Here is a 21670-nt window from a genome sequence, read left to right as displayed (position 1 = left end):
CGGTTGACGTAGCACCCTGACGACATGTTCCCCATGTCCGGCGCGGGACAGCGCCTGGTCGCAGATCCCCCCGAGCCGCTGGCCACCGACGAGTTCGTCCTCGCACCGCTTCGGCCGGAGCTGCTCGAGCTGGACACCGAGGCCTATCTGGCCAGTCCGGATGTGATCCGCGACCACAGCTGCGGCCGGTGGCCGGTCGAAGGGTTCGGCGCGCGGGACAATCTGCCGCTGGTGATCCGGCACTGGTCCGACCACCAGGCCGGACGGGCGTTCACCTACCTCTTCCTCGACCCGGAGAAGACCTCCTCGCTCGGCTGCCTCTACGTGCAGCCGCTCTTCCCCTACCTGGAGGCGATGGGCGCCGACGCCCGCACCCTGCTCAGGTACGCAGGGGGTGCCACCGCGCGCGTCAGCTACTGGCTCCGCCAGGACCGTGAGCCCGGCCTGACGGCCTCGGTCGCCGAGCGGCTCGACGAGTGGCTGCGTACGCAATGGCCGTTGAAGTCCTACCTCTACCGGGCCACGCCCGCGGAGGAGTGCACCGTCCACGCCCTCGACCGGCTGCCCCTGGACCGGGTCGTCATCGATCTCCCTGCCGAGCAGCACGACTACCTGTGGTGGGCCGCCGACGTTCGCATGGTGAGTTAGTGGGACGCGTGTCTGGCGTCCGAGACGACCGTCACATACTCTCGGTACATGAGCGCATCGAACCCGACCCCTTCCGGCGGCCCGATCGTCGAGGGCCCGCTCGATCCCGAGCACGACGCCTCGGCGTCCCTGGCCCTCGAGCCCGACTACGTCGCCCGCCTGGCCGGCCGCATCGCGGCGACCACGGGTGAGACCAACGAGGTCATCAGTCCGCTCAACGGAGCGCCGCTGGCGCACATCCCGCAGTCGAGCGACGACGATGTCGCCGCGGCCTTCGCCAGGGCCCGGATCGCTCAGGAGAAGTGGGCGGCGACGCCCGTCGCCGAGCGCGAGCGCATCCTGATCAAGCTCCACGACCTGGTCCTCGACCGGCAGGACGAGATCCTCGACCTGATCGTGCTGGAGTCGGGCAAGGCCCGCAAGCACGCCTTCGACGAGCCGCTCCACATCGCTCTGACCGCCCGCTACTACGGGCGCAGAAGCAGCAAGATCCTCGACACCGAGCGCAAGCTCGGCGTCATCCCGGTGCTGACCCGAGTCGAGCTCAACCACGTCCCGAAGGGCGTCGTCGGCATCATCAGCCCGTGGAACTACCCGTTCACGATGGCGCTGTGCGACGGCCTCGCCGCGATCGCAGCGGGCAACGCGGTGGTCATCAAGCCGGACTCGCAGACGATGCTGAGCGCGCTCCTCGGCGCCGAGCTGCTGGAGGAGGCCGGGCTCCCGAAGGACCTGTGGACCGTCGTCGCCGGGCCGGGCTCGAAGATCGGCACCAGCATCATCCAGCGCGCCGACTACGTCTGCTTCACCGGCTCGACCAACACCGGCAAGCTCGTCGCCAAGCAGGCCGCCGAGCGACTGATCGGCGCCAGCCTCGAGCTCGGCGGCAAGAACCCGATGCTCGTCCTGCGTGATGCCGACATCCAGAAGGCGGCCGAGGGTGCGACCCGCGCGGTCTTCTCCAACTCCGGCCAGCTCTGCGTCAGCGTCGAGCGGCTCTTCGTCGACGACAAGGTCTACGACCGGTTCGTGGAGCGCTTCGTGGCTCGCACCCAGGCGATGACCCTCGGTGCCACCCTCGGGTGGGAGAACGACATGGGCACCCTGATCTCGCAGGCCCAGGTGGACACCGCCGTCGCCCACGTCGAGGACGCCGTCTCCAAGGGCGCCCGCGTCCTCACCGGCGGCAAGGCCCGCCCCGACCTGGCCCCGTTCTTCTTCGAGCCGACGATCCTCGAGGGCGTCACCCCGGAGATGACCTGCTTCGGCAACGAGACCTTCGGCCCGGTCGTCTCGATCTACCGCTTCCACAGCGAGGAGGAGGCGATCGAGCGCGCCAACGACGGCGAGTACGGCCTCAACGGCGCCATCTACAGCCGCGACACCGCCCGCGCCCGCCGCATCGCCCGCCAGATCAAGTGCGGCACGATCAACATCAACGAGGCCTTCGGTGCCACCTTCGCCTCCATCGACGCCCCGATGGGCGGCATGCGCGAGTCGGGTCAGGGCCGCCGTCAGGGTGTCGAGGGCATCCTGCGCTACACCGAGACCCAGTCCGTCGCCTCGCAGGCGCTGCTGCGCTTCGCCCCGCAGTTCGGCATGAGCGACCAGGCGTACGCCAAGTTCATGACCGCCTCGCTGCGCGTACTGAAGGCGCTGGGCCGAGCATGAGCGAGAACCACTACGACGTCCTCGTCATCGGCTCCGGCTTCGGTGGATCGGTCAGCGCGCTGCGGCTGACCGAGAAGGGCTACTCCGTCGGTGTGATCGAGGCGGGCCGCCGCTTCGAGGACGACGAGCTGCCCAACAACTCCTTCGACCTGCGGAAATACCTGTGGGCGCCGGCGATCGGCTGCTACGGCATCCAGCGCATCGACCTGATCAAGGACGCCGTGATCATGGCCGGAGCCGGGGTCGGCGGCGGCTCGCTGGTCTACGCCAACACCCTCTACGAGCCGCTCGACCCGTTCTACGAGGACCCTGCCTGGAGCCACATCACCGACTGGAAGGAGGAGCTCGCTCCCTACTACGAGCAGGCCAAACGCATGCTCGGCGTCAACCTCTACCCGAAGCTGACCCCGGCCGACGAGGTCATGCAGAAGGTGGCCGCCGAGTCCGGCCGGGGCGAGACCTTCCACAAAGCACCCGTCGGGGTCTTCTTCGGGGGCCCGGGTCAGGCGCCCGGTGAAGAGGTCGAGGACCCGTTCTTCGGCGGCGAGGGCCCGAAGCGGCGTACCTGCACGGACTGCGGTGAGTGCATGACCGGCTGCCGCCACAACGCGAAGAACACCCTGGTCAAGAACTACCTCTACCTCGCCGAGAAGAACGGCGCCGAGGTCCACCCGCTGACCACGGTCACCCGCGTCTACCCGGCCAAGAACGGCAACGGGTACGTCGTGGAGACCCGCTCCACGAAGGCCAGGCTCGGCCTGGGCCGCACCACGCGGTTCACCGCCGACCAGGTGATCTTCTCGGCGGCCTCGCTCGGCACCCAGAAGCTGCTCCACAAGCTCAAGCGCACCGGCGACCTCCCGCAGGTCTCCTCGCGCCTGGGCGAGCTGACCCGCACCAACTCCGAGGCGATCCTCGGTGCGATCGCCCCGGACCGGACCATCGACTACTCCGAGGGCGTCGCGATCACCTCGTCGTGGCACCCCGACGAGCACACCCACATCGAGCCGGTCCGCTACGGCCACGGCAGCAACGCGATCGCTGCGATGCAGACGGTGCTCACCGAGGGCGGTCCCCGCCGGATCCGCCGGTGGCTCAAGGAGATGTGGAGCCAGCGGAAGTCGCTGCGGATGTTCTACGACTTCAAGCACTGGTCCGAGCGCACCGTCATCGCGCTGGTCATGCAGGCGATCGACAACTCGATCACCACCTTCCCGAAGCGCACCCTCTTCGGCTGGCGGATGTCCTCGAGGCAGGGTCACGGCAAGCCCAACCCGACCTGGCTCCCGGCCGGCCACGACGCCGTGCGGAAGATGGCCGGGGTGATGAGCTCGGGCGACAAGGAGGGCTACGCGGGCGGCACCATCGGCGAGCCGTTCAACAAGCCGATGACCGCCCACTTCATCGGCGGCTGCACCATCGGTGAGTCGCCCGAGACCGGCGTGATCGATCCTTACCAGCGGCTCTACGGGTACGACGGTCTGCACGTCGTCGACGGCTCCGCGATCTCCGCCAACCTGGGCGTGAACCCGTCGCTGACGATCACCGCGCAGGCCGAGCGGGCGATGGCGTTCTGGCCCAACAAGAACCAGCCGGACCCGCGTCCGGCGATGGGGGAGTCCTACGCTCGGATCCAGCCGGTCGCACCGGCGAACCCGGCCGTCCCGGCGACCGCCCGTGCTGCCCTCCAGCTGCCCATCGTTGACGTCTCGTGACTTTTCTGTTGCAAAGGTGACACGCAAATAAAGGAAATTCTGGTTGACCCGTAACCGAGGTCAGCGGGGTTCGTTGGAGTGATCAGACCCGGGATTGCTCCCTCCCTAATACATGCCGGGTCTTCAAGTCCGGGACACGTTTGCCTCGGGCGATCAGGGCCCGGCCACCTCCCTCCCCGGCCGGGCCCTGGTGCGTTTTCCGGGCAGCCGCAGGGAGATTCGGTTCGGGGCGTACGTCCTCGTTAGGATTCCTGCATGACGCAGGCTCCTGGGGCGGAAGAGCACGATCTGGTTCTCGTGGTGGACTTCGGCGCGCAGTACGCGCAGCTGATCGCCCGCCGCGTGCGTGAGGCGAAGGTCTACTCCGAGATCGTCCCGCACTCGATGCCGGTCGAGGAGATGCTCGCCAAGAACCCGAAGGCGATCATCCTCTCCGGCGGCCCCTCCAGCGTGTACGCCGACGGCGCTCCGGCCATCGACAACACCCTCTTCACCGCGGGCACCCCGGTGTTCGGGATGTGCTACGGCTTCCAGCTGATGGCGCAGGGCCTGGGCGGCACCGTCGACAACAACGGGGCGCGTGAGTACGGCCGCACCCCGGTCACCGTCGGCGTCTCCGGCATCCTCCTCCAGGACATCCCGCCCGCCCACAACGTGTGGATGTCTCACGGTGACTCGGTCTCCGAGGCGCCCGAGGGCTTCACCGTCCTCGCCAGCACCGAGGGCACCCCGGTGGCGGCGTTCGAGAACGTCGGGTCGCAGATGGCCGGCGTGCAGTGGCACCCCGAGGTGCTCCACTCCGAGCACGGCCAGAAGGTCCTCGAGCACTTCCTGCTCGACATCGCCGGCGCGCGCCCGACCTGGACGATCGGCAACATCGCCGAGGAGCAGATCGAGCGGGTGCGTGAGCAGATCGGTGACCACCGCGCGATCTGCGCACTCTCCGGTGGCGTCGACTCCGCGGTCGCCGCCGCCATCGTCGCGAAGGCGATCGGTGACCGGCTGACCTGTGTCTACGTCGACCACGGCCTGATGCGCAAGAACGAGTCGGTCGCCATCGAGAAGGCCTTCCGGGAGTCGACCGGCGCCGAGCTGAAGATCGTCGACGCCGAGAAGGAGTTCCTCGACGCGCTCGCCGGGGTCACCGACCCGGAGGAGAAGCGCAAGATCATCGGCCGCGAGTTCATCCGCTGCTTCGAGCGGGCCGAGGTCGAGATCCTCGGTGACTCCGACGAGAAGGTCGCCTTCCTCGTGCAGGGCACGCTCTACCCCGACGTCGTCGAGTCCGGCGGCGGCTCCGGCACCTCCAACATCAAGTCCCACCACAACGTGGGCGGCCTCCCCGAAGACCTCGAGTTCGAGCTCGTCGAGCCGCTGCGCGAGCTCTTCAAGGACGAGGTCCGCGCGGTCGGCTCCCAGCTCGGGCTGCCCGACGAGATCGTCCAGCGCCAGCCCTTCCCGGGTCCGGGCCTCGGCATCCGCATCATCGGCGAGGTCACCAAGGAGCGGCTCGACATCCTCCGTGAGGCCGACGCGATCGCCCGCGAGGAGATGACCCGCGCCGGCCTCGACCGCGACATCTGGCAGATGCCCGTGGTGCTGCTCGCCGACGTCCGCTCGGTCGGCGTCCAGGGCGACGGCCGCACCTACGGCCACCCGGTCGTGCTCCGTCCGGTCACCTCCGAGGACGCCATGACCGCCGACTGGGCCCGGCTGCCCTACGAGGTCATGGAGCGCATCTCCACCCGGATCACCAACGAGGTGAGCGAGATCAACCGGGTCACCGTCGACATCACCTCCAAGCCCCCGGGCACCATCGAGTGGGAATGAGCGAGCCCGGGCTCGCCCAGCGTCTCCTCGACGCTCATGTCGCCCACGAGATGGCGGCACTGCGCGGCGTACGCTTCCTCGATCTCGTCACCGGCGAGATCGACTTCGCGCTGCGCTCGGCCGCCGAGCTGACCCTCGACCAGGTGATGCCGCGCGAGCTCATCAAGGAGGTCGCGCTCAAGTACGTCAGCAGCTTCCGGCTCCCCGGCGCGATCCCGGAGGTCGCCGGTGCGCTCGCGACCCGGCTGAAGGCCCACCCCGCCAACGAGACCCCGCTGGGCGAGGTGGTCAGCCGGCCGCGCATCGACGAGCTGGTCGAGGCGCTCGTCGAGATGCGTACGCTGCGCCGTGAGCTCCTGCGCAGCCTCGCCGACAACTCCGGGATCCAGGCCGGCGTCGGCACCGTCGTACGCGGCACCGCGCGCGGCGCTCTCGACACCGGGCGCCGGCTCGCCGACAACGTTCCCGGGGGCTCCTTCGGGTTCTCGCTCGCTGAGCGGGTGGCCGGCCGGGTGGCCGGGTCGGTGAGGGGCACGCAGGTCGGCGCGGCCGTCGACCAGAACGCCCGCGAGCTCGCCGAGCGCGGAGCCGGAGCGCTGCTCGGCTACCTCACCGACACCGCCGCCAGCTCGGTCACCGACGACGAGGTGCACGCCGCGCTGCTGGAGATCTGGGACGCGCTGGCGACCCGGCCGGTGCGCGAGATCGCAGACCTGATCGACGACGAGCAGCTGGTCGCTCTCTTCGTCGGGCTCTACCAGGTCTGGCTCGACATCCGTGACTCCGACTATCTCCGTGCGCTCGTCGACACCGGTGTGGACTTCTTCTTCGACACCTACGGCGGCTTCACCCTCGACCGGCTCCTGGAGGAGTGGGGTCTGGGTCGCGACGACCTCATCGAGGAGGCGCTCCGCTTCGGTCCGCCGGTCATCGAGGCGCTCGCCGAGGCGGGCGTGCTCGAACAGCTGGTCCGGCGGCGGCTGGCGAGCTTCTACGAGTCTGCGGAGGCTCGGGCGCTCCTGGGGTGACTCGTGGGGGTGGGGCGAATTCCCGCCATGGCGGGAAATCGCCCCCGCGCGTGCTCGACCCGCCAGCCGGGTACCGAGGCGGAGAACGCGAACGACGAAGGAGGCACGAGATGGCCGAGACGATCGTCGACGACAGGCTCTGGGAGAACTTCCACCGCGCCGTGAACATGACCTCGCGCGACCTGCGGTCGTGGCTGGCGGTGCAGGGCGCGGGGGAGACGGCCGAGACCGAACCCGACCGGGCCGGCAGCGAGCTCGGCCACCGGGTGGCCGACATCCTGGGCAAGCGCCGCGTCGACCTGACCTCTGACGATGTCGAGGTGATGCAGCGCGTCACCGACAAGGTCACCGACCTGCGCGGCGGCGACACCGGTCAATGGGAGCCGACCGCCGGCGACGCGCAGTGGCGGCGCCGGCTGATGAACGTCGGGCACGACCCGCTCAAACCGTGAGCGCTGCCGAGTGGGTGCCGGAGTCGCCGACCCTCGACGACCTGCGCAACGCGGTCCAGGAGTGCCGCGGCTGTGAGCTCTACCGCGACGCGACCCAGGGCGTGATGGGCGAGGGGCGTACGCCGGCTCCGCTGATGCTGCTCGGCGAGCAGCCCGGCGACCGGGAGGACCGTGAGGGCGAGCCGTTCGTCGGGCCTGCGGGAGGTGTCCTCCACGAGGCGCTCGCCGACGCCGGGATCGACCCGGAGGAGGTCTACACGACCAACGTCGTCAAGCACTTCCGCCACCGCCTCTCCGGCAAGCGCCGCATCCACCAGGCGCCGACCAGCAAGCAGGTCGGCGCCTGCGCGCCGTGGCTGGCCGCCGAGCTGGATCTCGTACGTCCCCGAGGCGTCGTCCTCCTCGGCGGAACCGCCGGCAAGGCGCTCTACGGTTCGTCGTTCCGGGTCGGTGACTCGCGCGGCCACCTCATCGACTGGCCCGAGGCGATCGCCACCGCGGACCTCGACCCCTGGGTCCTCGCCACGACCCACCCCTCGGCGGTGCTCCGGGCGGAGGACGAGAGGCAGGAGACGTACGACGGTCTGGTCGCGGATCTGAAGGTCGCCGCCGAGGCTCTGGAGAAAAAGTGATGAGGGATGTCGAAGGAGCAGGTGCCCGCTCGACGTCTGGGTGAGAGCAACAACCACCACCCTTCGAGGAGATCGAGATGAGCACCAACGCACGACGAGCCGGCTGGGTCATCACCGTCCTGGTCACCCTGTTCCTCGCCTTCGACGCCATCACCCACCTGCTCCGGGTGGATGCCGTCATGGACTTCAACGACAAGGTCGGCGCGCCTGCCTGGTTCCCGGTCGTCTGTGGTGCCGTTCTGGGCCTGTCGCTGATCGCCTACCACCTCCCGAGCACCCGGGCGATGGGCACGGTCCTGATCACCGCCTACCTCGGCGGAGCCGTCACCGTGAACCTGGTCTTCGGCCAGCCGGCCTTCAACACCGTCTTCGCCATCGCGGTCGCCGTCCTGGTCTGGGCCGGCGCCTGGCCCCGCGACGAGCGACTGCGGGCCTTGGTTGCAGCCTGAGATGACAGCCTGTGGCGTTGCAGCGTCGTGTCTCGACCTCGGGGGCGCGAACGCGTAACGCCGGAGGTTGTCGGTGGCACGGTCTAGCGTCACGTGCGTGATGTGGAACTACCCGACGATGGCGGACGGCACGAAAGTGCCTTTCCGCCCTTCGGAGCGTCCGCGAATATCCCCGTGGATGCGTGCCCACATCCTGGAGCGACACCAAGCTGCTCCAGAGGATCGGCCGGAGTGGCCCACGAAGTCCAAGTTCCCGGCTGAATGGAACGCCGACCGGATCATCGAGGCGGTCGACCTCACTCTCGCTGACCCGGGCCGTCCGCCGGCGCGATACGGCGACAAGATCCGCTTCGAGCGAGTTGTCGACGGCCACGTCGTCCGCGTGCAGGTACGAGTCGACATGGAGCCGCCCGAGATCTGGAACGCCTATCCCGTGGAGAGGGAGGGCTAGCATGGTCGTCATGAACGTCGAGGACTTCGCCTATGGCGTGTTGATGGAGGCACTGCCTTCCATCCCTGCCGACGTGCTCGAGGTCATCGCCGACGACATCGATGCAGGTGAGTATCTGACGTCCTTGATCGAGCTCATCGAGCGAGCGCCGGAGACTGTTTCTCTAGCCGTCGTCGATGCTCTCGAAGGTCATCTCGAGGCTCTCCCGGAAGGGCCTCATCGCCGGATCGGCGCCGACGCGGTGGCTCGGCTCCGCCACCTCAAGTCCGCCTGATCTCCCCGCAGCGCGCCTAGCCGTGGCGGAGCCGGGTGAAGGCGCCGAGGACGGTGCGCTCGGAGAGCACCAGGTAGTCCTGCAGCTCGGCAGCGGCGGCGGGGCCGCCCTGGGCGAGGAACGTCTCGAGCATGGAGCGGTTGAGGGCGACGAACGGGGCGTGCAGGGCCTCGGGGTTGTCGATCTCCAGGAACGCGAGCCGCAGCTCGGCGGCGATGTCGCGGAAGAGCCGCTCCAGCCGAGGGCTGTCGGCGAGGGCGACGATGGCGTCGTGGAAGGCCATGTTGGCGCTGCCGACCGTGCGCCAGTCACGCTCCTCGAGGCTGGCCTCGCCCTGTTCGACCGCCTCGCGCATCATCGCGACGGCGGGATGGAGCGGAGAGGCGGCGGAGAGGGCGGCGGGTTCGACGTAGCGCCGGGCCCGGTAGATGTCGACGACGTCGGCGACCGTGGGTGAGGCGACCGAGACGCCGCGATGGGGGACGTGCTCGACGAGCCCCTGCTCGGAGAGGACGCGGAACGCTTCGCGCAGCGTGTTGCGCGAGACCCCGAGCTTCTCGGCGAGCGAGATCTCGGAGAGCCGGGTGCCGGGAGCGAACTCACCATCGATGATCCGCCGGCGCAGGGCGTTCGTCAGGGTGTCCTCGACATCGGGCATGACCGCATCCTAGGGGAATGGCATCCGCGGACAATCGAAACGTCATTTTAACAGGACCGACTACCATTGTTGAACAATCGATGCCATCCTGTACTACATAAAGAGTGTGGTGCCGCCCACACGGCCCGCTGATGGCAGGAGTCCCCCATGCCCGAGACGACGACAAGCGCAGAGCGCGCGAAGAGCTTCGCCCGTTCCCGTCGAGGACCCATCCTCGGCGCGATCTTCTTGATGGCCACCTCGGCCATCGGCCCCGGATTCATCACCCAGACCGCGACCTTCACCGCCCAGCTCGGCGCGGCGTTCGCCTTCGCGATCCTGGTCTCGATCCTGATCGACTTCGCGCTGCAGATGAACGTGTGGCGCATCATCACCGTCGCCGGCAAGCGCGCCGGCGACCTGGCCAACGACGCGGTGCCGTTCACGGGATACGTGCTCGCGACGCTGATCGTGGTCGGCGGGCTGGCCTTCAACATCGGCAACATCGCCGGCGCCGGGCTCGGCATGAACGCCCTGCTCGGCCTCGACCCCAAGGTCGGCGGCCTGATCTCGGCGCTGCTGGCGATCGGCATCTTCATGTACAAGCGCGCCGGCCGCGTCGTGGACATGGTCGTGCTCTGCCTCGGTCTGCTGATGATCGCGCTGACCCTCTTCGTCGCGTTCGCCTCGCAGCCCCCGGTGGGCGACGCGCTGCGTCAGACCTTCGCGCCCGACACGCTCAACTTCGCGACGATCACCACGATCGTCGGCGGCACCGTCGGCGGTTACATCACCTACGCCGGCGCCCACCGCTACCTCGACTCCGGCCTCACCGGCCCCGAGCACGTGCCGGCCGTCCACCGGGCCTCCATGAGCGGCATCCTGGTCACCGGGATCATGCGCTACGTGCTCTTCCTGGCGATCCTCGGCGTCGTGGCCTCGGGCGTCACCCTCGACTTCTCCAGCCAGGCGGCCAACCCGGCCGGTCAGGCGTTCGGTGCGGTGCTCGGCGACGCCGGGATCCGCACCTTCGGCGCGATCTTCTGGGCCGCCGCGATCACCTCGGTGATCGGTGCCGCGTACACCTCGGCGACCTTCATCTCGACCTTCTCCAAGAAGCTGGGGGTGGGGTGGCCGCTGCAGCTCGCGACGGTCGCCTTCATCCTCGTGTCCCTCGTCCTCTACCTGCTGATCGGCGCCGCCCCCGCGGCCATCCTGGTCTTCGTCGGCGGGTTCAACGGCCTGATCCTCCCGATCGGTATGACGATCTTCATGTACATCGGCTGGTTCCGTCAGCGTGACCTCCTGCGCGGCTACCGCTACCCGCTGTGGCTGCTGGTCCTGGGGACGGTCGCGACGCTGCTCACCTGGTACATGGGCATCGTCTCGATCCGGCCGATCTTCGCCTTCATCGGAATTGGAGCGTGAGCACCATGGCAAACTCTGCGGCAACCATCGACCTGAACTCCGACCTCGGCGAGAACGCGCCCGACCGGGTGGTCGCCGACGACGCGGCGATGCTCGAGATCGTCTCGAGCGCCAACGTCGCCTGCGGTTTCCACGCCGGCACCCCCGAAGGGATCCGTACGACGCTCGCCGCCGCCGTCGCCAACGGCGTCACGATCGGGGCCCACCCGGGCTACCGCGACTACGAGAACTTCGGCCGCGTCGCCGTGGACATCGACTCCGCGACGCTGCAGGCCCACGTCGAGTACCAGCTGGGCGCGCTGCTCAGCATGACCTCGTCGGTCGGCGGTGCGGTCCGTTACGTCAAGCCGCACGGCGCGCTCTACAACACCATCGCCCGCGACGAGCGCCAGGCGCGCGACGTGGTCGCCGCGATCAAGGCGATCGACCCGTCGCTCGTGCTCCTCGGCCTGGCCGGCGGCGTCGTCCTCGACGTCGCCGAGAAGGCCGGGCTGACCACTGCCGCCGAGGCCTTCGCCGACCGTGCCTACACCCCCGGCGGCGAGCTCGTCTCGCGCTCCGAGCCGGGCGCGGTGCTCCACGACGCCGGCGCCGTCGCCGCCCGCATGCTCCGGCTCGCTCGCGAGGGCGTCGTCGAGGCGATCGACGGCACCGACGTGGCCGTACGCGCCGACTCGATCTGCGTGCACGGTGACAGCAACGGTGCCATCCGGATGGCCGCCGAGACGCGGACCCTCCTCGAGGGAGAGGGCATCGAGATCGCGCCCTTCGCCGGGGCCGCCGCATGATCCCTGGCTCCACGCAGCTCACCGAAGCCCGCGCCGCGCGCGCGTCCTATCGGGCAGGCGACGTCGCTCCGACCAGCGGCGTCGCCCACGGGCTCGTCCAGGCCAACCTCATCTCGGTGCCGGCAGACTGGGCCTTCGAGGTGCTGCTCTTCGCGCAGCGCAACCCGAAGCCGTGCCCGGTGCTCGAGGTGCTCGACCCCGGCAGCCACGCGTCGGCGATGGCGCCCGGCTCCGACCTGCGCACCGACCTGCCTGCGTACCGGATCTGGCGCGACGGCGTCCTGACCGAGGAGGTCACCGACGCGTCCGCGGCGTGGGAGGAGCACCCCGACCTGGTCTCGTTCCTGATCGGCTGCAGCTTCACGTTCGAGGCCGGGCTGGCCGACGCCGGCATCCCGATCCGACACCAGGAGATCGGCCGCAACGTGCCGATGTACCGCACCTCGCGCGCGTGCGCGCCGGCCGGGCGGCTGCGCGGCGACATGGTCGTCTCGATGCGCCCGATCCCGGCCGACCGTGTCGCCGACGCCGTACGCATCTCCGGCCGCTACCCGGCGGTGCACGGCGCGCCTGTGCACGTCGGTGACCCGGCCTCGCTCGGCATCGCCGACCTGGACGCCCCCGAGTTCGGCGACCCGCCCGAGGTGCGCGAGGGCGAGGTGCCCGTGTTCTGGGCGTGTGGCGTCACGCCGCAGGCGGCGGTCATGGAGTCGCGCCCGCCGTTCGCGCTCACCCATGCGCCCGGCTACATGTTCATCACCGACGTACCGGATGCGGAGTACCTGGCGTGAGGCGCGTTCTGATCGCATCCGATCACGCCCTGCTGGTCGAAGAGGACGACCTGGAGGGCGCGATGCGGCTGCACGCGGCGCTCGTCGCCGAACCGCCCACGGGCGTCGTCGAGCTGGTCCCGGCCGCCCGGACCGTGCTGGTCCGTTTCGACCCGACGCTGGTCGACGAGGCGAGCCTGGCCAAGGAGCTGAGCGCCGTCGAGGCCGTCCACGGCGGCCTCCCCGAGGCGGGCTCGGTGACGATCGGGGTCCGCTACGACGGGCAGGACCTCGACGAGGTCGCCGAGCTGCTCGGGGTCAGCCCCGAGGAGGTCGTGGCGCGACACACGTCGGCCACCTGGAGGGTGGCCTTCACCGGCTACGCTCCGGGCTTCGGCTACCTGGTCGGCGACGACCCGCTCTTCGACGTGCCGCGGCGCTCCTCGCCACGCACCCGGATCCCGCCCGGCTCGGTCGGCCTGGCCGGCTCGTTCTCGGGTGTCTACCCCCGCGAGAGCCCGGGCGGCTGGCAGCTGATCGGGCGTACCGACGCACCGATGTGGGATCTCCATCGTGACCCGCCCGCGCTGCTCGCACCCGGGATGACGGTGCGGTTCGAGCGGGATGAGCGCGAGTCGATCTCGCTCGAGGGCGGGGTCTCGACAGGCTCGACCTCCGGCCCCGCCGTCGAGGTCGTACGTCCCGGCCTGCAGCTCGTGCTCGAGGACCTCGGCCGCCCGGGCCATGCCGCCCTCGGCGTCTCCGCGTCCGGCGCGGCGGACCGGCGCGCGCTGCGCGCCGCGAACCGCGCCGTGGGCAACCGGCCGGGCGCGGCCGCTTTCGAGCTCGCCGGAGGTGGTGCGATCCTGCGCTTCACCGGTCCCGCGGTCGTCGCGGTCACGGGCGCGCCCGTCGAGACGACGATCGTCCGCAACGACGCCCCGTCCCTCCCCGTCGAGCACGGCGCCGCGACCGCGCTCGAGGACGGCGAGGAGCTCCACCTCGGCGGGCTGACCACCGGCCTGCGCACGGTGATCGCGGTGCGTGGCGGCCTGGACCTCGAGCCGGCCCTCGGCAGCCTCTCCAGCGACACCCTCGCCGGGCTCGGCCCCGGCGGCCTCGGCGGACGGCCGCTGCGCGCGGGCGACGTCGTGCCGCTGCACGGCCCGGCCGCGACGCCCCACGCGGTCGAGCCCCACCCGGCTCCGGCCGACCCGCTGCCCGCGCCCGGCGACACCGTCGAGCTGCGCGTGCTGCTCGGTCCGCGCGAGGACTGGTTCACCGCCGCCGGGGTGCGCACCCTCCTCGAGCAGGAGTGGACGGTCACGCCACGCTCCGACCGGGTCGGCGTACGTCTCCACGGAGACGTGCCCCTCGAACGGTCCGTCTCCGGCGAGCTGCCCAGCGAGGGTGCGGTCACCGGTGCGATCCAGGTGCCGCCCGACGGCCAGCCCGTGCTGTTCCTGCCGGACCACCCGCTCACCGGCGGCTACCCGATCATCGCCGCGGTCGTCGACCGCGACCTGGACCTCGCCGGGCAGCTGCCGCCCGGGGTCCGCATCCGTTTCCGTCCCGTGTCGCCCGATGCGCCGACGGCTGAGATCCGAGGAGACTGACATGCGAGCTGACACGCGGTCCGGCATGCGCAGAGTGCTCATCGCCAACCGAGGAGAGATCGCCGTCCGCATCGTGCGGGCGGTCGCCGAGGCCGGCCTGGTGTCGGTCGCCGTCTACGCCGACCAGGACGCCGACGCGCTGCACGTGCGGCTGGCCGACGAGGCCTATGTGCTCGGGGGCGACACCGCCTCCGACTCCTACCTCAGCATCGAGTGGGTCCTTGCGGCGGCGCAGGCCTCCGGTGCCGACGCGGTCCATCCGGGCTACGGCTTCCTCTCCGAGAGCGCGGAGTTCGCCCGCGCCGTCGAGGCGGCCGGCCTGATCTGGATCGGGCCGAGCCCGGAGAGCATCGACAGCCTCGGCGACAAGATCACCGCCCGCCGGATCGCGCAGAGCGTCGGAGCGCCGCTGGTGGCCGGCACCGACCGGCCGCTGGAGTCGGCCGACGAGGCCGTCGCCTTCGCCCGCGAGCACGGGCTCCCCATCGCGATCAAGGCCGCGTTCGGCGGTGGCGGCCGCGGGCTGAAGGTCGCCCGCGAGCTCGACGACGTCGCCGACGCCTTCGAGTCGGCCGCGCGCGAGGCCCAGGCCGCGTTCGGTCGCGGCGAGTGCTTCGTGGAGCGGTTCCTGGAGCGTCCGAGGCACATCGAAGCGCAGGTGCTCGGTGACGGCGCCGGCAACGTGGTGGTCGTCGGCGACCGCGACTGCTCGCTGCAGCGCCGCAACCAGAAGCTCGTCGAGGAGGCCCCGGCACCGGGGCTGACCGAGGAGCAGCGCCGCCGCATCCACGACGCCGCCCGCGACATCTGCGCGGCCGTCTCCTACCGCGGGGCCGGGACGGTCGAGTTCCTGATGGGCGAGGACGGCGTCATCTCGTTCCTCGAGGTGAACACCCGCCTGCAGGTCGAGCACCCGATCACCGAGGCCGTCACCGGGGTCGACCTCGTCGCCGAGCAGCTGCGGATCGCGGCCGGGAAGGGCCTCTCCTTCACCGAGACGCCGGCGCCCTCGGGCCACGCCATCGAGCTGCGGATCAACGCCGAGGACCCCGGCCGCGGCTTCCTCCCGAGCCCCGGCGTGGTGACCGCGATGCGCGTCCCCGCCGGCCCCGGTGTGCGCTGGGACGCCGGGATCGAGGCGGGCGACACCGTGCAGAGCGCCTTCGACTCGCTGATCGCCAAGCTGATCGTGCACGCCCCCGACCGGGACACCGCCGCCGTACGCGCTCGTCGTGCGCTCGACGAGCTGCACGTCGAGGGCGTCGCGACCGTGGTGCCCTTCGCCCGGCTGTTGCTCGAGGACCCGGCCTTCTCGACCGAGGGGTTCGCCGTGCACACGCAGTGGATCGAGACGACCCTGATGCCTCGGCTGGAGACCCAGCGCCGCCCCGAGCCGCCGCTCACCAGGCCGCTCCGACGGGTGCCGATCGAGGTCGACGGCCGCCGGATGATGCTCGGTCTCCCGGACGACCTGCTGCAGGGGCTCGCCGCGGGTGCCGGGTCCGACGCGCCGGCCGAGACCGGGCCGGCAGCGGCAGCCGCCGACCCGGCCGCGCTGGAGGCACCCGTCCCCGGCGTACTCGTCGACTGGCTCGTCTCCGACGGTGAGAAGGTCAGCGAGGGTCAGGACGTCGCCGTCGTCGACGCCATGAAGATGGAGACGCGCGTCCCCGCGCATCGGACCGGCGTGCTCTCCAGAGGCGCCGACGTCGGCGGCACGATCGCGGTCGGCGACGTGATCGGCAAGATCGAGTAACGCTACGCGGTGTGGTCGAGGATCGCCGGGATCACCACGTCCCAGGCGTAGGGAGGCGGCGGCTCGTGGCCGACGCCATCCAGGAGCAGCAGCCTCGCGTCGGGGATCCCGCGTGCGAGCACCTCGCCGTGGCCGATCGGGAAGAGCGGGTCGCGGGTACCGTGGATGACCAGCGTCGGGGCGGCGATGTCGGCCAGCGTCGCCTCGACCGGCTCGCCGTCGCTCATCACGTGGTGGTTGGCGAGGCTCGGTCGCATGTCCGGGGTGCGGCGTACGGACCGCTCGACCACGGCTCGCATCCGTGCCTCGTCGAAGCGCTCCGGGACGAACGCGCGCTGGTCCTCGACCAGCATCGTGACGAGGGCTTCGTGGTCGCTGGGGTCGGGCACGGTGGTCTCGGCGGCGGCTTCGAAGAACTCGGCCAGCTCCTCACCGATGGGCGGCAGGCCGGGTACGCCGTCGAAGGCCGGGGAGGTCTCGTCGAGGATCAGCGTCGCCACCCGGTCGGGGTAGAGCACCGCCACGCACTGGGCGAGCGCGGCGCCCATGGAGATGCCGAAGACGTGGGCCCTGTCCAGACCGAAGGCGTCGAGCAGCGCCGGGATGTCGGCGATCATGTCGCGTCCGGTGTAGCCGGGCTCGCCCGGCGGCCAGCTGGTCGAGCGGCCCGTGTCGCGATGGTCGTAGCGGATCACGAACCTCCCGCCGGCAGCCAGCGCCGCGCAGAAGTCGTCCTCCCAGTAGTCCATCGAGGCGCTCATCCCGCCGACGAGCAGGATCGGCGGGTCCGTCGGCGATCCGAAGGTCTCCGTGCACAGCTCGATCCCGTTGACCGCCAGCATCTGCTCCATGACCTCAGCAGACCGCCGTCGACGGACCGCGTCAAGCGCTATCCGCCGGTCGAGTACGCCGCGATCTCGCTGTTCAGCCGGGTCTTGACGGCCTCGGGGGCGTAGGAGAGGTCGACCGCGGCGCGGGCGAGGCCGGCGACGCCGGCGGCATCGAGACCGAGGAGGTCCGCGGCGATCTCGTACTCCTGGTTGAGCGTGGTCGCGAACATCGGCGGGTCGTCGGAGTTGATCGTGACCGGGATCCCGGCGTCGACGAAGGTCTTCAGCGGGTGCTCGGCGAGCGTGGCGACCGCTCCGGTGGCGATGTTGGAGGAGGGGCAGACCTCGAGCGGGATCCGGTGCTCGGCGAGGTGGGCGAGCAGGTCGGGATCCTGGGCGGCCGAGGTGCCGTGGCCGATCCGCTCGGCCTTCAGCACGTTCAGTGCGTCCCAGATCGTCTGCGGACCGGTGGTCTCACCGGCGTGCGGCAGCGAGCGGAGCCCGGCGGCCCGCGCCGCGTCGAAGTACCGCTCGAACTGCGGCCGGGGCACGCCCACCTCGGGCCCGCCGAGCCCGAAGCCGATCAGCGCCTCGGGACCGTGGTCGACCGCGTACGTCAGGGTCGCATCGGCCGCGGGCAGCCCCGCCTCGCCGGGGATGTCGTAGATCCACCGCAGCGTGATCCCGAAGTCGCGCTCGGCGCCCACCCGGGCGTCCTCGAGGGCCTCCGTGTAGGCCTCGATCGGCATCCCGGTGTGCCCGGTCCCGGCCGGGCGCTCGGCCAGATCCGGGCGTACGGAGGTGTAGGGGGTGCAGGTCAGCTCGGCGTACCGGACCTGCTGCGTCTGCGCGAGATCGCGCGCGATCTCGTAGGTCAGGTAGCGGATGTCCTCCGGCGTGCGCACGAGGTCCACGACCGAGAGGTAGACCTCGATGAAGTGCGCGAAGTCGCTGAACGTGAAGTAGTCCTTCAGCAGCTCCTCGTCGGCCGGCACGACCCCGGGGTGCCGTGCGGCCAGCTCCGCGACGATCCGCGGCGAAGCCGACCCGACGTGGTGGACGTGCAGCTCTGCCTTCGGCAGGCCGGCGATGAAGGTCTTCAGGTCACTCACGCCCCGATCCTCACACGCCCGATCCCACTCCCGCGACTTCGTTTCGGTCGGCCCTCGGCGGTCGCCGAAGCGGTAGCCTCGATGGACCGACGGGCTCAGGAGGAAGAGATGCGGGCGATCCACCACTGGGACCTCTGGGTCGACGACTTCGAGACGGCTGTGGGCGAGTGGGGGTGGCTCTTCGGCGAGCTTGGCTGGGAGGCCGGGGAGAAGGGCCACTTCTGGGAGGCGCCGGACGGGACGTACGTCTTCATGGAGCACTCCACCGACCAGCACGGCACCCAGGACAGGCTGCGGCCCGGGGTCAACCACATCGCGTTCATGGTCGACGACCGCGAGCTGCTCGACCGGATGCGGGCGGCCTCGACCGAGCACGGCTGGCACGAGATGTATGCCGACCGCTACCCGCACGCGGGCGGGGACGAGCACACGGCGCTCTACCTGGAGAGCTCGGAGGGCTTCGAGGTCGAGGTCGTGCTGGAGGTCGAGGATCTCACGGCCTAGGCGCGCTCCGCCTCTGCGCGCTCGTCGATGACGTGCATGGCGGCCTCCTCGGCGGAGGCGCCGGCGCCGTCGATGCCTGCGTCCGTGCCGTAGACCTCCGACTCGGTGTCCTCGCCGGTGCCACGATCGGGGTCGACGAGGCGCCCGGCGCGCTGGTCGCCGACCTCACGCCCGTCGGGGTCGTCGCTCTCCTCGGCGTCCTCGTACTCGGTGGCGTAGGGGTCCGGCTCGGGCACCTCCTGGAGACGGCGCTGGTCGATGCACTCGCGGTGGGTCTCCTCCCACGGGGTGTTGCCGTAGTCGGTGGAGTAGCGGTCGGCGGTGACGATGCCGTGGTCGAGCTCGTCGCGCACCTCGCCCTCGAGGACGTCTCCGGAGAGCGCGTCCTCGCCGGTGAGCTGGTCCTCGTCATCGACGCTGTAGTCCGCGCTGTATCCGTGCGATTCGCTCACCTGAGGCTCCTCATCGGCCGGCTTTGGGGCCATCGAGACCCCTTCGGTAACGTTAACCCGGTCCGGCAGGGAGGGGAACCGGACAGCGACATACGACGCGGGGACCCGACCGAGGGAGCAGACTCAGATGGCGCCTCGCGCCCGATTGGCAGTGACCGCTGTTGCCGTGCTCGCCGCCTCCTCGATCGCGCTGGCTGCGCTGCCCGACTCGGCCAGCCCGCTGGGTCCGCTCGGCACGCTTGCCGGCAACGCCATCGCCCGCGCCGACAAGGCTCCCGACGGCGTGGTGCCCTCGGTGCCGACGGCGACGCCGGAGTGGTCGCGCCCCTCGACCCAGCCGAACATCCTCATGATCACGGCCGACGACCTGGCCTACGAGGATCTCGACTACATGCCCCACACCCGCCACCTCCTGGCCGAGCAGGGCACCTCGATGACCGAGGCGATCGCGCCCACGCCGATCTGTGTTCCGGCCCGGGCGTCGCTGCTGACCGGTCAGTACAGCCAGAACCACCAGACCCTCACCATCAACGGCGAGCGCGGTGGCTACCAGGCGATGGACCACACCGGCACGCTGCCCGAGGCGATGCAGGAGGCCGGCTACGACACCCTGTTCACCGGGAAGTACCTCAACGGCTACGGCCTGAAGGGCACCGCGAAGGACGTGCCGCCCGGGTGGACCGACTGGCGGGCGACGGTGGACATGTCGACCTACAACTTCACCAAGCCGAAGATCAACCACAACGGCAAGATCACGCCTCATCACCGCTACACGACGTACGTGATGCGCGACCAGGCCAACGAGATGATCTCGGCGCCCGAGCGCGCCGACAAGCCGTGGTACATGTGGCTCAACTACGTGGCGCCCCACCACGGCGGGCCTGCGGACAAGGACGACCCCGAGGGCACCAGCACGACCCGGCCGGCCGACGAGGACAAGCACTCCTTCGACGGCCTCGAGCTGCCCGACCTGCCCTACATGTTCCGCACCCCGACCGACGCGCCGCCGATCTCGGCCTCCCAGAAGCACTTCGACACGCAGGGCCGCGCCGAGCTGCGGATCGCGCACGAGCAGCGGGTCGAGGCGGTGCAGGCGCTCGACCGCGCGGTCGCCAGCCACGTGCTCCGGCTCCAGGAGACCGGCCAGCTCGACGACACCATCATCATCTTCTCCTCCGACAACGGCTACACCACCGGCGGCCACAACATCAACGGCAAGCTGATGCACTACCGCGAGACCCAGCGGATCCCGCTGATCCTGCGCGGCCCGGGCATCCCACAGGGCCGCACGCTGTCCACCGCGGTCGGCAACCCGGACATCGCCACCACCGTGATGGCCCTCGCCGGCGCCGAGCCGCCCCGCGCCCAGGACGGCGTCAACTTCATGCCCTGGCTCAGCGCCCCTGCGCAGAACCGGGTGATCCCGCTCTCCGCCTGGCGGGTCAACGACGGCAGCAGGCAGATCTACTCCGGGATCCGCTACGGCGACTGGACCTACGCCCGCTTCTCCGACGGCAGCGAGGAGCTCTACGACCTCGCCGAGGACCCCTACCAGATCCGCTCGCTCGCGCTGCTCCCCGAGTACGCCGACGAGCTGGCGGAGCTGCGCAGGCTCGACGAGAAGTACGCCGACTGTGCCGGTGACACCTGCCCGAAGGAGTTCTACCCGGCGGGCTGACCGGCGTCGGCGGCGCAGCGGAACCCCAGGTTTCCGGCCGTCGAGTCGGGCGGGCTGCTGGAGCGCGCCGAGAGCCGGTAGCGGTGGCAGTAGGAGTCGTGGCAGAGGTAGGAGCCGCCACGCATGACCCGGGTCAGGCCCTCCGTCGGGCCCCGCGGGTCGAGGGTCGCGCCCGACGAGACGAGCTCGTCGTAGTAGGTCGGCGAGAACCAGTCGGCACACCACTCCCAGACGTTGCCGATCATCTGGAAGACGCCGAACCCGTTGGGCTCGTACGTCCGCACCGGCGCGGTGGTGACGTAGCCGTCGGCCGCGGCGTTGGTGTCCGGGAAGTCGCCCTGCCAGACGTTGGCGTGGTGGACGCCGTCCTGCTCGAGCTCGTCGCCCCACGGGAACCGTGAGCCGGCGCGGCCGCCACGGGCGGCGTACTCCCACTCGGCCTCGGTCGGCAGCCGGGTGCCGGCCCACTCGCAGTAGGCGAGCGCGTCGTCGTGGGAGACGTGCACGACCGGATGGTTGCCGCGGCGGCCGACGTTGGAGCCGGGACCCTCCGGCGCCCGCCAGGTGGCACCGCGCACGCCGAGCCACCAGGGCGCCTCGGGGGAGCGGCCCAGCACGTCGCGGGGGTTGCCGTCGAAGGCGAGGTGGAAGACGGCCGAGAAGCCCTCCCGCTCGGCCGTGGTGACGTGGCCGGTCGCCTTCACGAACCGGGCGAACTCCTCGTTGGTGACCGCGGTCGCGTCCAGCCGGAAGGCGGGCAGCTCGACCTGGTGCACCGGGCCCTCGCCGTCGGCGCGGTACCCCTCGCCGAAGCCGTCGCCGGCGGCGTAGGTGCCGCCGGGGAGGTCGAGGAGGGTGCGGCGGCGCTTGCGGGGCAGGGCCGGTGGCCGCTGGGCCGGGTCGGGGCTCGGCCCGCGGGTGGCGCCGAAGGTCAGGTCGGAGGGCACGT

The 21670-nt window shown here is 70.7% G+C and carries 22 protein-coding genes and 1 pseudogene; 18 read left to right on the top strand and 5 right to left on the bottom strand.

Annotated elements, in window-relative coordinates:
• Positions 1–24: 24 nt before the first annotated feature.
• The 10 genes from IEY81_RS21880 to IEY81_RS21835 all read left to right on the top strand — a co-directional run bounded on the left by IEY81_RS21880 (position 25) and on the right by IEY81_RS21835 (position 9150).
• Positions 25–648, top strand: a complete 624-nt coding sequence (locus IEY81_RS21880; protein WP_189120615.1) for a hypothetical protein — start codon at positions 25–27, stop codon at positions 646–648.
• A gap of 48 nt (positions 649–696) precedes the next feature.
• Positions 697–2319: a succinic semialdehyde dehydrogenase gene (locus IEY81_RS21875; protein WP_189120614.1), complete on the top strand. Its 1623-nt coding sequence runs from the start codon at positions 697–699 to the stop codon at positions 2317–2319.
• Entirely contained in the window at positions 2316–4034 is a 1719-nt protein-coding gene (locus tag IEY81_RS21870; protein ID WP_189120613.1) for a GMC oxidoreductase, read from the top strand. The genes IEY81_RS21875 and IEY81_RS21870 overlap by 4 nt, the downstream gene beginning before the upstream one ends.
• A gap of 255 nt (positions 4035–4289) precedes the next feature.
• Positions 4290–5864 (top strand): glutamine-hydrolyzing GMP synthase, encoded by a 1575-nt coding sequence (gene guaA / locus IEY81_RS21865; RefSeq protein ID WP_189120612.1) that lies wholly within the window; start codon positions 4290–4292, stop codon positions 5862–5864.
• Positions 5861–6892, top strand: a complete 1032-nt coding sequence (locus IEY81_RS21860) for a hypothetical protein (protein ID WP_189120611.1) — start codon at positions 5861–5863, stop codon at positions 6890–6892. The genes guaA and IEY81_RS21860 overlap by 4 nt, the downstream gene beginning before the upstream one ends.
• 110 nt (positions 6893–7002) lie before the next feature.
• Positions 7003–7344 (top strand): DUF3140 domain-containing protein, encoded by a 342-nt coding sequence (locus IEY81_RS21855; RefSeq protein ID WP_189120610.1) that lies wholly within the window; start codon positions 7003–7005, stop codon positions 7342–7344.
• Entirely contained in the window at positions 7269–7976 is a 708-nt protein-coding gene (locus tag IEY81_RS21850) for a UdgX family uracil-DNA binding protein (protein WP_229788074.1), read from the top strand. Before IEY81_RS21855 ends, IEY81_RS21850 begins: the two co-directional genes overlap by 76 nt.
• 77 nt (positions 7977–8053) lie before the next feature.
• Entirely contained in the window at positions 8054–8425 is a 372-nt protein-coding gene (locus IEY81_RS21845; protein ID WP_189120608.1) for a DoxX family protein, read from the top strand.
• A gap of 178 nt (positions 8426–8603) precedes the next feature.
• The gene (locus IEY81_RS21840) at positions 8604–8876 is read left to right on the top strand and encodes an EndoU domain-containing protein (protein WP_189120607.1); all 273 of its coding nucleotides are present in this window, start codon (positions 8604–8606) and stop codon (positions 8874–8876) included.
• A gap of 10 nt (positions 8877–8886) precedes the next feature.
• Entirely contained in the window at positions 8887–9150 is a 264-nt protein-coding gene (locus IEY81_RS21835; protein ID WP_189120606.1) for a hypothetical protein, read from the top strand.
• Positions 9151–9166: 16 nt separating this feature from the next.
• On the opposite strand, the gene IEY81_RS21830 is transcribed toward IEY81_RS21835, so the two are convergent.
• Complete coding sequence (locus IEY81_RS21830) at positions 9167–9808, bottom strand: GntR family transcriptional regulator (protein ID WP_189120605.1); 642 nt, start codon at positions 9806–9808, stop codon at positions 9167–9169.
• A 147-nt stretch (positions 9809–9955) separates the two neighbouring features.
• Between IEY81_RS21830 and IEY81_RS21825 the strand changes: the two genes are divergently transcribed.
• The 6 genes and pseudogenes from IEY81_RS21825 to IEY81_RS21805 all read left to right on the top strand — a co-directional run bounded on the left by IEY81_RS21825 (position 9956) and on the right by IEY81_RS21805 (position 16145).
• Positions 9956–11215 carry an NRAMP family divalent metal transporter gene (locus IEY81_RS21825; protein ID WP_189120604.1) on the top strand — a complete coding sequence of 420 codons (1260 nt, stop codon included), beginning with the start codon at positions 9956–9958 and terminating at the stop codon, positions 11213–11215.
• A 5-nt stretch (positions 11216–11220) separates the two neighbouring features.
• Positions 11221–12003, top strand: coding sequence for a LamB/YcsF family protein (locus tag IEY81_RS21820; protein ID WP_189120603.1), 783 nt, complete (start codon positions 11221–11223; stop codon positions 12001–12003).
• The gene (locus IEY81_RS21815) at positions 12000–12794 is read left to right on the top strand and encodes a putative hydro-lyase (protein WP_189120602.1); all 795 of its coding nucleotides are present in this window, start codon (positions 12000–12002) and stop codon (positions 12792–12794) included. Before IEY81_RS21820 ends, IEY81_RS21815 begins: the two co-directional genes overlap by 4 nt.
• Positions 12791–13393: pseudogene (locus tag IEY81_RS24575) on the top strand (5-oxoprolinase subunit B family protein); the annotation flags it as partial. The gene IEY81_RS21815 and the pseudogene IEY81_RS24575, both read left to right, overlap by 4 nt.
• A complete protein-coding gene (locus tag IEY81_RS24570) occupies positions 13376–14389 on the top strand; it encodes a 5-oxoprolinase subunit C family protein (RefSeq protein WP_306341464.1) in 1014 nt (337 codons plus the stop codon). The pseudogene IEY81_RS24575 and the gene IEY81_RS24570, both read left to right, overlap by 18 nt.
• Position 14390: 1 nt before the next feature.
• Positions 14391–16145, top strand: coding sequence for an acetyl/propionyl/methylcrotonyl-CoA carboxylase subunit alpha (locus tag IEY81_RS21805; RefSeq protein ID WP_229788072.1), 1755 nt, complete (start codon positions 14391–14393; stop codon positions 16143–16145).
• A gap of 2 nt (positions 16146–16147) precedes the next feature.
• Here the strand turns inward: IEY81_RS21805 and IEY81_RS21800 are convergent, their stop codons facing one another.
• Complete coding sequence (locus IEY81_RS21800) at positions 16148–16996, bottom strand: alpha/beta fold hydrolase (protein ID WP_189120601.1); 849 nt, start codon at positions 16994–16996, stop codon at positions 16148–16150.
• A 38-nt stretch (positions 16997–17034) separates the two neighbouring features.
• The gene (locus IEY81_RS21795) at positions 17035–18087 is read right to left on the bottom strand and encodes an adenosine deaminase (RefSeq protein ID WP_189120600.1); all 1053 of its coding nucleotides are present in this window, start codon (positions 18085–18087) and stop codon (positions 17035–17037) included.
• A gap of 108 nt (positions 18088–18195) precedes the next feature.
• Between IEY81_RS21795 and IEY81_RS21790 the strand changes: the two genes are divergently transcribed.
• On the top strand, positions 18196–18591 hold the full coding sequence (locus IEY81_RS21790; protein ID WP_189120599.1) for a VOC family protein: 396 nt from the start codon (positions 18196–18198) through the stop codon (positions 18589–18591).
• On the opposite strand, the gene IEY81_RS21785 is transcribed toward IEY81_RS21790, so the two are convergent.
• Positions 18588–19043 carry a DUF5709 domain-containing protein gene (locus IEY81_RS21785; RefSeq protein ID WP_229788071.1) on the bottom strand — a complete coding sequence of 152 codons (456 nt, stop codon included), beginning with the start codon at positions 19041–19043 and terminating at the stop codon, positions 18588–18590. The genes IEY81_RS21790 and IEY81_RS21785 overlap by 4 nt on opposite strands.
• Before the next feature lie 151 nt (positions 19044–19194).
• Between IEY81_RS21785 and IEY81_RS21780 the strand changes: the two genes are divergently transcribed.
• The gene (locus tag IEY81_RS21780) at positions 19195–20721 is read left to right on the top strand and encodes a sulfatase-like hydrolase/transferase (protein WP_189120597.1); all 1527 of its coding nucleotides are present in this window, start codon (positions 19195–19197) and stop codon (positions 20719–20721) included.
• Here IEY81_RS21780 and IEY81_RS21775 read toward each other — a convergent pair.
• Positions 20706–21668 carry a formylglycine-generating enzyme family protein gene (locus IEY81_RS21775; protein ID WP_189120596.1) on the bottom strand — a complete coding sequence of 321 codons (963 nt, stop codon included), beginning with the start codon at positions 21666–21668 and terminating at the stop codon, positions 20706–20708. The genes IEY81_RS21780 and IEY81_RS21775 overlap by 16 nt on opposite strands.
• Positions 21669–21670 lie beyond the last annotated feature (2 nt).

Origin of the sequence: Nocardioides luteus (assembly GCF_014648595.1) — a bacterium.
In the GTDB taxonomy this organism is placed as follows: Bacteria; Actinomycetota; Actinomycetes; order Propionibacteriales; family Nocardioidaceae; genus Nocardioides; species Nocardioides luteus.
This window is presented reverse-complemented; position numbering and strand designations above follow the sequence as displayed.

Bases quoted from the DNA above. Each gene is read 5' to 3' on its own strand.
- IEY81_RS21800 (WP_189120601.1), bottom strand. From the start codon at position 16,996: ATGGAGCAGATGCTGGCGGTCAACGGGATCGAGCTGTGCACGGAGACC.
- IEY81_RS21830 (WP_189120605.1), bottom strand. From the start codon at position 9,808: ATGCCCGATGTCGAGGACACCCTGACGAACGCCCTGCGCCGGCGGATC.
- IEY81_RS21815 (WP_189120602.1), top strand. From the start codon at position 12,000: ATGATCCCTGGCTCCACGCAGCTCACCGAAGCCCGCGCCGCGCGCGCG.
- IEY81_RS21820 (WP_189120603.1), top strand. From the start codon at position 11,221: ATGGCAAACTCTGCGGCAACCATCGACCTGAACTCCGACCTCGGCGAG.
- guaA (WP_189120612.1), top strand. From the start codon at position 4,290: ATGACGCAGGCTCCTGGGGCGGAAGAGCACGATCTGGTTCTCGTGGTG.
- IEY81_RS21790 (WP_189120599.1), top strand. From the start codon at position 18,196: ATGCGGGCGATCCACCACTGGGACCTCTGGGTCGACGACTTCGAGACG.
- IEY81_RS21845 (WP_189120608.1), top strand. From the start codon at position 8,054: ATGAGCACCAACGCACGACGAGCCGGCTGGGTCATCACCGTCCTGGTC.
- IEY81_RS24570 (WP_306341464.1), top strand. From the start codon at position 13,376: ATGACGGTGCGGTTCGAGCGGGATGAGCGCGAGTCGATCTCGCTCGAG.
- IEY81_RS21860 (WP_189120611.1), top strand. From the start codon at position 5,861: ATGAGCGAGCCCGGGCTCGCCCAGCGTCTCCTCGACGCTCATGTCGCC.
- IEY81_RS21855 (WP_189120610.1), top strand. From the start codon at position 7,003: ATGGCCGAGACGATCGTCGACGACAGGCTCTGGGAGAACTTCCACCGC.
- IEY81_RS21875 (WP_189120614.1), top strand. From the start codon at position 697: ATGAGCGCATCGAACCCGACCCCTTCCGGCGGCCCGATCGTCGAGGGC.
- IEY81_RS21840 (WP_189120607.1), top strand. From the start codon at position 8,604: ATGCGTGCCCACATCCTGGAGCGACACCAAGCTGCTCCAGAGGATCGG.
- IEY81_RS21835 (WP_189120606.1), top strand. From the start codon at position 8,887: ATGAACGTCGAGGACTTCGCCTATGGCGTGTTGATGGAGGCACTGCCT.
- IEY81_RS21880 (WP_189120615.1), top strand. From the start codon at position 25: ATGTTCCCCATGTCCGGCGCGGGACAGCGCCTGGTCGCAGATCCCCCC.
- IEY81_RS21805 (WP_229788072.1), top strand. From the start codon at position 14,391: ATGCGAGCTGACACGCGGTCCGGCATGCGCAGAGTGCTCATCGCCAAC.
- IEY81_RS21825 (WP_189120604.1), top strand. From the start codon at position 9,956: ATGCCCGAGACGACGACAAGCGCAGAGCGCGCGAAGAGCTTCGCCCGT.
- IEY81_RS21870 (WP_189120613.1), top strand. From the start codon at position 2,316: ATGAGCGAGAACCACTACGACGTCCTCGTCATCGGCTCCGGCTTCGGT.
- IEY81_RS21850 (WP_229788074.1), top strand. From the start codon at position 7,269: ATGGGAGCCGACCGCCGGCGACGCGCAGTGGCGGCGCCGGCTGATGAA.